The organism is Pseudomonas sp. 5P_3.1_Bac2 (assembly GCF_025465995.1).
GTDB lineage: Bacteria > Pseudomonadota > Gammaproteobacteria > Pseudomonadales > Pseudomonadaceae > Aquipseudomonas.
This window is the reverse complement of the sequence record NZ_JANLNY010000002.1, coordinates 57118-69566: the sequence shown is the minus strand read 5'-3', so window position 1 is coordinate 69566 and position 12449 is coordinate 57118. Positions and strand designations below refer to the sequence as shown.

10 protein-coding genes and 1 pseudogene are annotated in these 12449 nt (G+C 55.0%); 5 read left to right on the top strand and 6 right to left on the bottom strand.

From position 1 onward, the window contains the following. Positions 1–122: 122 nt before the first annotated feature. Positions 123–1091: pseudogene (locus NTD81_RS00310) on the bottom strand (methyl-accepting chemotaxis protein); the annotation flags it as partial. 318 nt (positions 1092–1409) lie between these two features. On the opposite strand from NTD81_RS00310, the gene NTD81_RS00305 reads away from it, so the two are divergent. The 4 genes from NTD81_RS00305 (at position 1410) to NTD81_RS00290 (ending at position 5616) form a co-directional block, all read left to right on the top strand. Then, a complete protein-coding gene (locus NTD81_RS00305; protein WP_262178204.1) occupies positions 1410–1577 on the top strand; it encodes a hypothetical protein in 168 nt (55 codons plus the stop codon). Then, positions 1540–2274, top strand: coding sequence for a type 1 glutamine amidotransferase (locus tag NTD81_RS00300; RefSeq protein WP_262178203.1), 735 nt, complete (start codon positions 1540–1542; stop codon positions 2272–2274). Before NTD81_RS00305 ends, NTD81_RS00300 begins: the two co-directional genes overlap by 38 nt. A 990-nt stretch (positions 2275–3264) precedes the next feature. Next, complete coding sequence (locus NTD81_RS00295; RefSeq protein ID WP_315974667.1) at positions 3265–4056, top strand: heme-dependent oxidative N-demethylase subunit alpha family protein; 792 nt, start codon at positions 3265–3267, stop codon at positions 4054–4056. A 36-nt stretch (positions 4057–4092) separates the two neighbouring features. After that, positions 4093–5616, top strand: coding sequence for an APC family permease (locus NTD81_RS00290; protein ID WP_262178201.1), 1524 nt, complete (start codon positions 4093–4095; stop codon positions 5614–5616). A 295-nt stretch (positions 5617–5911) separates the two neighbouring features. Here NTD81_RS00290 and rfbC read toward each other — a convergent pair whose 3' ends face one another. The 5 genes from rfbC to NTD81_RS00265 are packed head-to-tail and all read right to left on the bottom strand — an operon-like array spanning position 5912 to position 10345. Further along, complete coding sequence (rfbC, locus tag NTD81_RS00285) at positions 5912–6457, bottom strand: dTDP-4-dehydrorhamnose 3,5-epimerase (RefSeq protein WP_262178199.1); 546 nt, start codon at positions 6455–6457, stop codon at positions 5912–5914. Next, on the bottom strand, positions 6457–7338 hold the full coding sequence (gene rfbA, locus NTD81_RS00280; protein WP_262178625.1) for a glucose-1-phosphate thymidylyltransferase RfbA: 882 nt from the start codon (positions 7336–7338) through the stop codon (positions 6457–6459). The genes rfbC and rfbA overlap by 1 nt, the downstream gene beginning before the upstream one ends. Next, a complete protein-coding gene (gene rfbD / locus NTD81_RS00275) occupies positions 7338–8240 on the bottom strand; it encodes a dTDP-4-dehydrorhamnose reductase (protein ID WP_262178198.1) in 903 nt (300 codons plus the stop codon). The genes rfbA and rfbD overlap by 1 nt, the downstream gene beginning before the upstream one ends. Continuing rightward, complete coding sequence (gene rfbB, locus NTD81_RS00270) at positions 8237–9307, bottom strand: dTDP-glucose 4,6-dehydratase (protein ID WP_262178196.1); 1071 nt, start codon at positions 9305–9307, stop codon at positions 8237–8239. Before rfbB ends, rfbD begins: the two co-directional genes overlap by 4 nt. A 3-nt stretch (positions 9308–9310) precedes the next feature. After that, a complete protein-coding gene (locus NTD81_RS00265; RefSeq protein ID WP_315974666.1) occupies positions 9311–10345 on the bottom strand; it encodes a glycosyltransferase family 2 protein in 1035 nt (344 codons plus the stop codon). 1157 nt (positions 10346–11502) lie between these two features. Here NTD81_RS00265 and NTD81_RS00260 point away from each other — a divergent pair. Continuing rightward, on the top strand, positions 11503–12414 hold the full coding sequence (locus NTD81_RS00260; protein WP_262178194.1) for a LysR family transcriptional regulator: 912 nt from the start codon (positions 11503–11505) through the stop codon (positions 12412–12414). Positions 12415–12449: the final 35 nt, after the last annotated feature.

Here is a 12449-nt window from a genome sequence, read left to right as displayed (position 1 = left end):
GCATTAGAGCGCGCCATCAGTCGGCGTATTAGCCGTATCAAGCGCTCACCATCAGACTCAACGCTGCAAAGGACTAAGCATGGTTTACCCGATAGAGATCAGCGTTCATCTCCCTTAGCGGTCAGCATATTTTGGATTTGCAGCACGGCATCTTGAGTGCGCTTGGCCAAGTTACGCACTTCATCGGCGACCACGGCAAAACCCCGGCCTTGCTCGCCGGCGCGGGCAGCTTCGATAGCGGCATTCAAGGCAAGCAGGTTGGTTTGCTCAGCGATTCCACGAATGCCACCGGCGACTTGGGAGATCTGCTGATAGGTTCTCTGGATACCGGCGCTTTCGCGCTCATTCAGTTCCTGGGCGTATTTCTCATCACTGATATCGCGCATTGCGCCGGTGACGCGCAGCAGCTTGCCGTTGCCGTCACGCAGGCATTTACCGCGCTCACGAAACCACAACCAGCCACGGGTTTTATGGCGCATGCGGTACTCCACCACGTACACATGCTGGCCCGTGGGATCGGCCATCATCTGACTGAGGGCGTTCATCACCAACTTCTGATCGTTGGGTTCAGCCACCGCAAAGTAGTCATCCCAGCCGTCGCGAAACTCTTCGCGACTATAGCCTAGCAACTGCCGATATTGATCAGACCAGCGAATCACGTTGGCCGGATGCTCAGGGTCGCCGTTGACCACTTTCAGATCCCAGCAACCATCGGTAAGAGCATGCCTAGTCAGCTCCCACACCTGCCGCTCTTCCTCCAACTGCTGATTATGCAGTTGCACGGCGGCCAGCTCCTGCTCAGTACGCTGCTGTTTGTCTTGCCACTGCTGCACTTCTTGCCGGGACTCACTCAAAGCCCGCTGTACAGCCTGCAGCGTCTGAGCGTGCTGCTGCGCGCTAGCCTCGCTGCGCTGCAAAGCCTCTTGCCGGGTGCTTTGCAGCTGCTTCCATACCTGCGGGATCAAGTGCTGCAGCGGCTCATCTGCCAGCCCTGGCAAGACTCCCGGCTCCACCCAATCACCGCCAGCCCAACGGACAAACAGTGGGGTCAAGTCATCTATAACGGCGCGTGAGCGCTTGGCAAACCACATATCCGGGCTTCCTCTATCTACCAGCGCTAGCCCGGTTGCGCCGGCCAAATCAAGCCAAGCGAAGCCGTACCCACGCACTCAATGGGGCATAATGCTGCCTAAAGATATGGAACCATACTTCATATTAAATAAACCGTGATACCCATCCTATTCTCTTGAGTAGCCAGCCCATGTCGCTGATCTCGTGTACAACAGCACCCTCCTAGATGCTGTTGATTCAGTTTTCTATCCGCTCTCTGGCTGTTAGCTATGCCAGTGCAGGCAGTTAGCTTGCCCGCACGCCTTACGGCATCGCAGTGCTGCGCTATGCCGAAGTGAATGCGCCGACTCGTGATCAGCGCACGGGGCAAAATTCCGGCCCATATGGACGGCATGACCTATCCAGCGGTCTCCCGTCCTGAGATGTCGCAGTACAATGGCAGCACCAAGTACTCGATGGATTGCCCCTATGACCGCAACAGCTCCGCTGCGCCTGTGCATCATTGAAAACGGTGTAGTTCCAGAAAACCTACAACCGCGCTTTATCAGCTACCCGCAGATGATCATCAACTGGCTACACCCGGCCCTGCCTGAAGCCGAGTTCAACGTGGTGTCCGCTTGTACGGGCGAAGCCCTGCCGCCAGCGCATGAGTTTGCCGGGTTTATCCTCACCGGCTCCAAGCACAGTGTGTATGAACGCAGCGCCTGGATGCGGGCTGAAATCGGCCTGCTGCAACAGGCCCGTGAACTACGTCGGCCAGTGTTTGGTATTTGTTTTGGTCATCAGTTGATGGCCGATGCATACGGCGGCAAAACCCTAAAAGCCGAGCAAGGCTGGGGCGTTGGCGCGCAGCATTATGACAACCGCGCCGGGGCGCCGAGTTCTGGAGCGAGTTTTATCTTCCATCAGGATCAAGTGCTGCAGCTGCCAGATGAGGCCCGTTGTATCGGCGGCTCCAGCCACTGCCAAAACGGCGTGCTGGCCTATGAATTTCCAGCGCTATCGGTGCAATACCATCCGGAGTTCACTGAGGACTATATCCGCTGCTTGGCCGAGCAATTTGGCGGCAACCTATTACCGCAAAACGTCGCCGATCAGGCTCTGCTCAGCCTTGAGCAACTGGCGGTGGATAACAGCCGCGTGGCGCAGTGGGCTGCCGAGTTTTTCCGCACCTACGCGCCGCGCGAACTAGGCCTTAGCTAGGAGGCCGAGAAGGTTAGCATCGTCATTGATGATTGCTTCGGCGATGCCGCGATGCTCTTCGGAGACCGCTCTAACATCGGGAAAAGCTTCGGCATCAACTCACAGCAACTCACCGACCTAGGCCTGCAAGTGCATCTGCGAATGGATCAGGCGCAGCGACTGCTGCCGACACCGCGATCTCGATATAAAACGCGCATCGGCCCGACGCCGCTTAAAGCACTTAGTGACTTCGGTCAGCGCGCTGAGACAGTGCAGCAAACGCTGATAGTGCTCGCTAGCGGCGCTTTGGGCGGCTAGACGTGAGCAGTACCGGCAAGTGCCACATACTCATCGCCCATGTCGCGCAGTTCTAGCGCAATGAGTTCGAGCAAGCGCTGGTGCAGTTGTTGTTCATAGGTTTGCACCGTGGCGCAGATAAAATTACCACCGTAATGGTCACGTCCAGCGTGCAGGGCCGCCTAAAAGTCCGCCCAGTTTTCGTAGCCTCAGCGCAAGCACCATTCCAGTCGCTGCGCCAACAGCCGGCACACATCGCCCCCATAACCTTGCCGGTCGCCTTGTCTGTCACGGGCGAACAGGGGCGGCGACCACGGCGAATAAGCCGTAGGAGGTTTTCAGACCCAACGCCGCAGGCAGGCTAGTCCACCCGCTGGTTAGAGCCGTGCGCAGCAGCCTTGAGGAAAACCGAATGCGCTTTTGATTTTTTAGAAATGGCGTGTCTACCCCTGCCACCACTAACCTCAGGCGTTCGAAGCTGCGCTCGTCCGAGCAGTCAGCAGCATCTGGCGCTGCTCCCTCTCAGAGCGCCTACAAATGAATCTGAGATTAGCTGTAACGCCCCACTAAGGAGTATCGCCACAACCCTGCAAGGGGGAAGACTACTCAAAACAAAACATATGAATCCATATGTTGAATGGCATGCCTTCTGCTTAAGCAAACCACCCAAACGCCCCAACGCGTTAGCACAACAACAATAAATGAGGTTCCGTCATGCTGATTACCGGAATCAAAAGTCACCCCCAGTACGACCGCCTGCCGCCCATTGCGAGCGGCTTGCGTCATGCGCTGGTAGCCCAGAGCAGTGACGGTGTAGCGCTGTTACACCGACGCACTGGCATGACCGCGGCTCGGTACCAACAAACTACCTTGCTCTATTCCCGCGAACCCTTCTCCGGCCAAGACCAGGGTGAGTTTGTGGTGCTGGAGGAACGCGACAACACCCTCTATATCGGCACCGGCATGGCCACCCAACGCGCGGACTACTCGCTGCGTTTTAACCTCGACATAAGCTTTATGGAGTTCCACGGCCCGGTACCAAATATTCAAGAAACGGCCGTGCTCGACCGGGGCCTGAAATTTCGTCTGCACCTGCACGTCGACCATCCCATGCGCAGGGGCAGCGGATCGGTAACCGTCCACCCGCGCGTGGAAACCTCGGCCGAAACCTTGCCCGACTGGGTGCCAGATCGTACTACGGTCACTGCCGAAAATGCCGGTGAACTGGTCAACCTGTTTGCACTGCATGCCACGCCGCAACGCGGTGCTGTTTCCGACTCTCACCTATTTGGTGAGCCTGGCCGAGCACGCGCGGCAATGGGCCAAACGCATGCACTGGGTGCTCAAGCCCCTCTACCAGCAACTGGTGGACTACAAAGGCTTCAGCCGTTATCGCGACGACGCCGTGCAGGGCTGGCGGCTTATGACGACGGCATCCCAGTGGATATACAAGCGCCCCGAAAAATCCCTGACAAGCCCTTGTGCGCTTTACTGCGCGAGGTCTAAGAGCTGTCCCACACCTGCCAACCTGAGGATAACAACATGACAAATACCTCTGCGTCCGCCCCGGATGCCCACTCCACCAGCCGGGACGCCGAGCAGTTAAAAGCGCTCGGCTACAGCTCCAACTTCGACCGCAGTATGAGCCTGTGGGAGAACTTCGCTTTGGGCTTCACCTACCTGTCGCCGGTGGTCGGGGTCTACACCCTGTTCGGCCTGTGCTTGGCTGCCGGCGGCCCGCCGATGTTCTGGTCGTACTTATTAGTGGGACTCGGCCAACTGATGGTGTGCTTGGTGTTTGGCGAAATCGTTTCGCAATTCCCCATCTCCGGTGGTGTTTATCCGTGGGCCCGCCGCTTAGTAGGTAAACGTTGGGCATGGATGGTGGGTTGGGTCTATGGCTGGGCCCTGTGCGCCACGATTGCCGGGGTATCGGTGGGTGCCGGCCCTTATCTGGCAGCCATGCTCGGCTTTGATTTCGGACCTAACACTGGTGTGTACACCGCCTTGGCGTTAATCCTGCTGAGTACCATCCTCAACCTCAGCGGCACCAAACTGCTGGCCAAGGTGGCGATGTTCGGCTTCCTTTGCGAACTGATCGGCGCGATTGTGGTGGGTCTGTATCTGTTGGTCTTCGAGCGTCATCAACCTATCGGCGTGCTGTTCGACACCTTCGACATCAGCATCAACGGCTCCTACCTGCCAGCCTTCCTCGCTGCGGCCCTCGCCGGGATCTTCCAGTACTACGGCTTTGAAGCCTGCGGCGACGTCGCCGAAGAAACCCCCAACCCCAGCAAGCGCATCCCTAAAGCCATGCGCATGACCATCTATATCGGTGGCACCGCAGCCATGTTTGCCTGTTTAGCGCTGATCTTAGCGGTACCGGACATTCAGAAAGTCATCGCCGGCGAAGACACCGATCCAGTTGGTACCATTCTCAACAACGCCTTTGGCCCTGTGGGGTCCAAGTTGATCATGGCGGTAGTGATGGTGTCCTTCATCTCTTGCGTACTGAGCCTGCAAGCTGCCGCCAGCCGCCTGCTGTTCTCCTACGCCCGCGACAATATGATCATCGGCAGCAACGCCCTCAAACGCCTGTCGACTAACCATGTGCCAATGGCCGCCCTGCTCGTCAGCGGCGTGCTGCCAGCGCTAATCGTCTGTGCCGGCCTGTTCCTGCAAGACGCCGTAGCGACCATTGTCAGCTTCGCCGCGATTGGCATCTACATCGGCTTCCAGATGATCGTTATCGCCGCCCTCTACGCCCGCTCCCGCGGCTGGAACCCCAGCGGTGAATTCACCCTTGGCGCTTGGGGCCTGCTGGTTAACCTCGTCGCCCTGGCCTACGGCATTGGCGCCATCGTCAACATGGTCTGGCCACGCACTCCAGATGCTGCCTGGTACATCAACTACGGCATGCTGGTCAGCACCGCCTTAGTGATTGGCTTAGGCGTGGTCTATATGGTCTTGCGCAAACCCTACGACCGCGGCACCGCCCCCTCCGCCGATGCTTGGTTGATCTCCAACCGCAACAGCAATGCAGCCGGCAACTTAGCGGCTAGCTAATTGCCCTGCCATAAACTATTACGCGCCAGAAGCTGGCGCGTTATAGTAGTTGTTCGAGGATGTCGCCCTAAAGTTATCAACCCAGTTCAAACTGAATCAAATACACATGACTAAAAACAGCCTAAGCCCCTTAGGAGCGCGTCGCTTTGGGGCAGTACCTTATGGGATAAGTGCCACAGGAGAGCGAAAGCAGTTATCACACTGCGCAAAATAGAATCTAGCGCTCAATCACCAAATGCAGGCATATACCCCGCCACGATATAGTGATGCGTCTGGACAAATGCCAGACGGTCACTTAGCTAAATACGTCTGCCTCTGCCAAATTTTTACCTTCCTTATCCTTCGCGGAAAGAGAAGGGGGAAGCTCAATCGGCCACTGGATGTTTATTTGCGGATCATTCCAGATAACACAGCGTTCATGCGCAGGCGCGTAATAGTCCGTGGTTTTGTAGAGGAACTCAGCCGTTTCCGACAAAACCACAAAACCGTGGGCAAAGCCTTCAGGCACCCAAAGTTGGTGTTTGTTTTCAGCCGATAGGTGCGCACCGACCCATTTACCGAAAGTGGCTGAATGGCGCCGCAGGTCTACTGCGACATCAAATACTTCACCCTGAACGACACGTACCAACTTACCCTGAGGTTGCTCGATTTGATAATGCAATCCCCGCAGCACGCCTTTGACTGAGCGCGAATGGTTATCTTGGACGAACGTGACCGCACGCCCAATCGCCTGCTCAAATTGCTGCTGGTTGAAGCTTTCAAAAAAGAAGCCGCGCTCGTCACCAAACACTTTGGGCTCAAGGAGGAATACGTCGTTAATTGCTAAAGGAGTGACCCTCATTAGTAAACTGTCTCTTGCAATAGACGCTTGAGGTACTGACCGTAGCCATTTTTAAGCAAAGGCGCAGACAGCTTCTCTAACTGCTCAGCAGTAATCCACTTCTGCCGGAATGCTACCTCTTCTGGGCATGCTACTTTCAGGCCCTGACGGTGTTCCAAAGTGGCGATAAAGTGACTGGCTTCGAGCAGTGAGTCGTGTGTGCCAGTGTCTAACCAAGCGTAACCACGCCCCATGATTTCTACGGACAACTTGGATTGTTCCAAATAGATCCTGTTGACATCAGTAATCTCAAGCTCACCACGCGGCGAGGGCTTTATACTCTTAGCCACATCAACCACTTGGTTATCGTAGAAATACAGGCCCGTCACCGCATAGTTGGATTTAGGATTGTTTGGCTTCTCTTCCAAACTTATGGCCTTGCCTTGGCTGTCAAACTCAACAACACCATAGCGCTCTGGATCTTGCACATGATAGGCAAACACCGAGGCTCCCTCAGTACGCGCCATGGCGCTACCGAGTAATTCGTTAAACTGATGACCGTGGTAGATGTTGTCGCCCAGCACCAGAGCGCTTAGGTCGTTACCAATAAATTCTTCGCCGATAATAAAAGCCTGCGCCAAGCCATCCGGAGAGGCCTGAACCGCGTAGGAGATATTCAACCCCCACTGGTTACCATCACCCAGTAGTTGCTCAAAGCGCGGGGTATCTTGCGGCGTAGAGATAATCAAAATATCGCGGATACCGGCCAGCATCAGGGTGGTGAGCGGGTAGTAAATCATCGGCTTATCGTAAACCGGCAACAACTGTTTGGAGATAGCCAGGGTAGCCGGGTGTAAGCGAGTGCCAGAACCACCGGCCAGAATGATGCCTTTACGCTTGATCATGTTGTCGTCTCTAAAATTTCTTGAAGCATACGGGCAACACCTTGCTGCCATTGCGGCAAATTCAGGGCGAATGTCTGTTGCAGTTTCTGTGTACTGAGGCGCGAGTTTTTCGGCCGTTTAGCGGGAGTGGGATAAGCCTCAGTGGCAATTGCCCCGACCTGCTCGGGGTTAACACGCAGCGCGACGCCTGCAGCCTGAGCCTGTTCCAGGACAAACCGGGCGTAGTCGTACCAATTGGTCTCCCCCGCAGGAGCGAGGTGATATAAGCCGCCTAAGCGGGAGTCCTTAAGGGTCGCGCGGATAGCATGGGCGCTGACATCAGCCAGCAACTCGGCACCAGTAGGCACACCAAATTGGTCATTGATTACATTCAGCGCATCACGCTCGCGCGCCAGCTTAAGCATGGTCTTGGCAAAGTTATTGCCACGCGCGGCGTACACCCAACTGGTGCGAAAGATCAGATGGGTACAACCACTGGCTTGGATCGCTTGCTCACCTTCCAGCTTGGTTAAACCATAGGCATTTAGCGGCGCCACTGCGTCGGTTTCATACCATGGATTTTGCCCATCACCAGGGAACACATAGTCAGTGGAGTAATGCACCAATAAGGCGCCCAACTGCTTGGCCTCACGGGCCAAAACTTGCGCCGCCTCGGCATTCACCAAACGCGCCTGAACGACATCAGTTTCGGCCTTGTCCACTGCGGTATAAGCCGCCGCATTGACGATCACATCCGGAGCAATATCGCGCACGGCCTGCGCCAAGCCCTGCAAGTTCGCTAAATCGCCGCAATAGGCCGTACTTTTGCTATCCAGCGTAACCAGCTCCCCCAAGGGCGCCAAACTACGCTGCAGCTCCCAACCGACCTGACCATTTTTGCCGAGTAGCAGAATCTTCACTGGACGCGCTCAGCGTAGTTTTTCTCGACCCACTCAAGGTATGCGCCGGACTGGATATTGCTGACCCAGGCTTGGTTTTCCAAGTACCACTGCACCGTCTTACGGATGCCAGTTTCAAAGGTTTGCGCAGGCTTCCAACCTAGGTCGCGCTCCAGCTTGCGCGCATCAATGGCATAGCGGCGGTCGTGGCCAGGGCGATCAGCCACATAGGTGATTTGCTCTTGATAGGCCTTGCCGTCAGCACGCGGACGCAACTCATCGAGCAACGCACAAACGGTGTGCACAATCTCCAAGTTGGGTTTCTCGTTCCAACCCCCGACGTTGTAGACCTCACCCACTGTTCCTGCTTCGAGCACACGGCGAATAGCGCTGCAATGGTCTTTCACGTAGAGCCAGTCACGTACTTGCTGGCCATCCCCATAGATAGGCAACGCCTTGCCGGCTAAAGCATTAACGATCATCAACGGGATCAGCTTTTCCGGGAAATGGTAAGGGCCGTAGTTATTCGAGCAGTTGGTGGTCAACACCGGCAAACCATAGGTGTGGTGATAAGCACGGACCAAGTGATCACTGGCTGCCTTGCTCGCCGAATAAGGGCTATTGGGTTCGTACTGATGCTCTTCAGTAAAGGCCGGATCGTCTTTAGCCAGCGAACCGTAAACCTCGTCAGTCGATACGTGTAGGAAGCGGAAGGCTTGTTGCGCAGCGCTGCCAAGCCCCTTCCAATAAGCCCGTACGGACTCCAGCAAACGGAAGGTGCCAACGATATTGGTTTGAATAAAGTCTTCCGGGCCATGGATCGAGCGATCAACATGGGACTCTGCGGCGAAATTGAGCACTGCACGGGGTTGATGCTCTGCCAGCAGGCGTTCAATCAGGGCGCCGTCAGCGATGTCGCCACGGACAAAAATATGCTGCGCGTTACCATCAAGACCGGCGAGGTTTTCCAGATTCCCCGCGTACGTCAGTTTGTCTAGGTTGATCACAGCCTCATCACTGTGTGCAACCCAGTCCAAGACAAAGTTAGCCCCAATAAAACCAGCACCGCCCGTTACTAAGATGGTCATAAGTCAGATCTTTTTCAGTAGTGTTGCTAAATATAGGCCGAGGCTGTCCAAGAACGTCTGTCGATAAAGACGTGCTCGCACGATTCCCAGCACTCGTTGAGGTAGCCATTGACCGCGCGCGGCCTTGAAAAGGTCCAAGATGCGCTGATTTTCAGGTGTCAAGCGGTGATGCATGCGTTCAAGCGCGCTGATATTTAGTTCATTCCACTCAACGAAGCGACCCTTAAACAGCAGACTCATTCGCCGTAAGCGCGCAATGCAACCTGCGTTACTGCCAATAATGTTTTCATCGTGTTGACGGTAATGCACAAGTGGCTGCGGGTCGTAACAAACTTTGCCGCCCGCCCCAGAAACTAACTGATAAAGCCACCAATCATGGGAAGGCACTTCAACTTCCGCCCCCGCTTCACGGATAAGCTCTCGCGCAGCCCGGTTAAACACCATAGTGTTACCACCGGCAATGCTTTGCACCAAGGCATTGGCGAAACTTGTTGGCAAACCAAACTTGGGCGACATACCCAGCACGTGGCCGTCACTGCGCACGATTTGTGTACGCCCGCAATAAAGCGCCGGTACATCTGCCGGAATGCGCTGCAACCAATCCAATGCAACCTCAAGCTTGTTGGCTTGCCAAATATCGTCCTGGTCAGACCAAGCGAAAAACTCAGCGTCTATTTCAGGGCTGCAAGTAAGGGATAGGAAATTAGCTACGAAACCACGCTGCGGTCCTGACTGGACCTCAAGAGAATCCTGATCCCAACGCGCCGAATAGGCTTTTAGAATTTCCAGCGAGCGGTCGTGAGAGTTGTCATCCGACACCCACAAGCACCAGTTTTTATGAGTCTGCTGGGCAAAGGAATCCAGCTGCTCGGCAAGATAGCTTTCACCATTGTACGTACACATCAAGATCGCAACAGAAGCCTGGCTACTTGCTTGCGCCCAAGCCTGCGAAATACCAGCCTGAATCGACAGTGCACTTGCCGCATCAGGGACAAACCGCGCCTGGTGGTGACTTCGCGAATCTGTTGAAGCTTCCATAAGCAAAATCTCTAAACCTTGTAACGTCGAGGAGCAGCACGGCGCAGTGAATCAACAACCGGGAGAGGCAAGCCTCTTTCACGAGAAAAGTCCTACAACATCAATGCACTCCAGCACGAAGATGCCAACTGCTCTAAACCATGCAAACACACAGCCGCGCTATTAGACAGCTACTAGCAAGCATCGTGCCGTGCAAGCGAAAAATATCGCTCAAGAAATCACTCACCCACAGACCCGGCTTAGGGAAGCTAATTGAGGAACGAAGTTGGACGCATAGGACAGCCCTCGCCGTGCTAATAAAAAACGTCGGACCAACAGCACAACTAATGACGCGCGAAAAAGATAGCCCCATAGCGGTTAAAGCTGTAAAGCGGGCTCCAGCCGAATCGTCGACACTAAAATCTCCCTATCCGATGCAGCAGCTAGCTAACCCCGCACAACATGGATTCCGACAACCCGACACTTCACTGGACACTAGCTATATTGAAAAGAAATTAACTAAATTGTAGCCTAGCAATACATCCATGCAAAAAACGCAATATTCTTTCATGCCGGATGCCCTGCTGTCCAGACAACCCCAAGCCCTTAAGCCAAGAACCAAGGCTAGCATGGTGCAGGCAATAGCTAATTATTCTCAACAACCCACTAATTACCTGCACTGCCATTACAAGCCCGACTCATGTAAGGCTTTACCCTGCGCAGCTAAATCTCTTGCGAACACAGCCACAGCAAAAAATTATAACTGCATGCGCTTAGACAACTTCATACCCTTAATAAAACAGCCCTTACAATGTTGCGCGCCGTATAGCAGATGCCAACTAATTGCATCGAAGATGGGCGACTCATGATTAGCCACTAGGCTTTATCAGGAAAAAACCTCACAACCATACAGCCCACACTCTACAGCCAACCATAATGCCAATATTTAAATAATACTAAGGTATTACAAGCCACTTTAACGGCGTACCCCCGACCCATTCCTCTGAGCAGCTCTGTTCCAAGACCACAACACAGCCCCTTCCTGCTCAGACCGGTTCCCACTAAAAACGCCGCGCCTGAAAACTTGACCTTCAGTAGTCAAAGTGCCAGCAATCCTTTAAAAAGCGCTATAAGGCGTTAAGCCATTCATAAAAACTAAAGGCAAAGGGCACTACGCGATGATGACGCTGCGGCAGATTCGCTACTTTATTGCGGTGGCTGAGACCGGCTCGATCTCGGCGGCGGCGCAAGCGGTGTTTGTTTCCCAATCGACTCTAACTTTGGCGATCCAGCACCTGGAAGAAGAAATAGAGGTCACCCTGTTTAATCGCCATGCCAAAGGCATGGGGCTAACCCACCAGGGCCACCAGTTTCTGCGCCAAGCCCACTTGATTCTGGCCTCAGTGGATAACGCCAAGCGCAGCCTGCAACAGAGCACCGACCAAGTCGCCGGCCATCTCACCTTAGGCGTGACCAGCCTGGTGGCCGGTTATTACCTAGCCGACCTGCTCACCCGTTTTCAGCGCGCTTATCCCAATGTGCAAACCCGAGTGGTTGAAGATGAGCGCAGCTATATCGAACACCTGCTTGTGGCCGGGGAGATCGATATTGGCGTGTTGATTTTGTCCAACCTCGAAGACCGCCACGCCCTGCAAACCGAGGTCCTGACCCACTCGCCCCATCGCCTGTGGCTGCCACCACAGCATGCCCTCCTCGAACGGGACAGCATCAGCCTAGCGGACGTAACGCGCGAGCCCTTGATCCAGCTCAATGCCGATGAAATGGCCGTGCATACCCAGCGGATCTGGACCCGTGCCGGCCTGAGCCCGCAAGTCAGTTTGCGTACGGCCTCGGTGGAGGCGGTGCGCAGCTTGGTCGCCGCGGGATTAGGCTTATCGATCCAGCCAGATATGACTTATCGACCCTGGTCACTGGAGGGCGACATCATTGAAGCACGCCCCATCGTTGATCTCGGTGCCACCCTGGATGTCGGTCTGGCCTGGCGCAGAGGTGCGGCACGCCCACAACTGGTCGATCCTTTTCTGTCGATGGCCCGTGCGCAGCCGCATTCACGCAAGGTATCGATTTAACTCAAGGCTAGTTTTAATAATTAGAAATTGTCGTG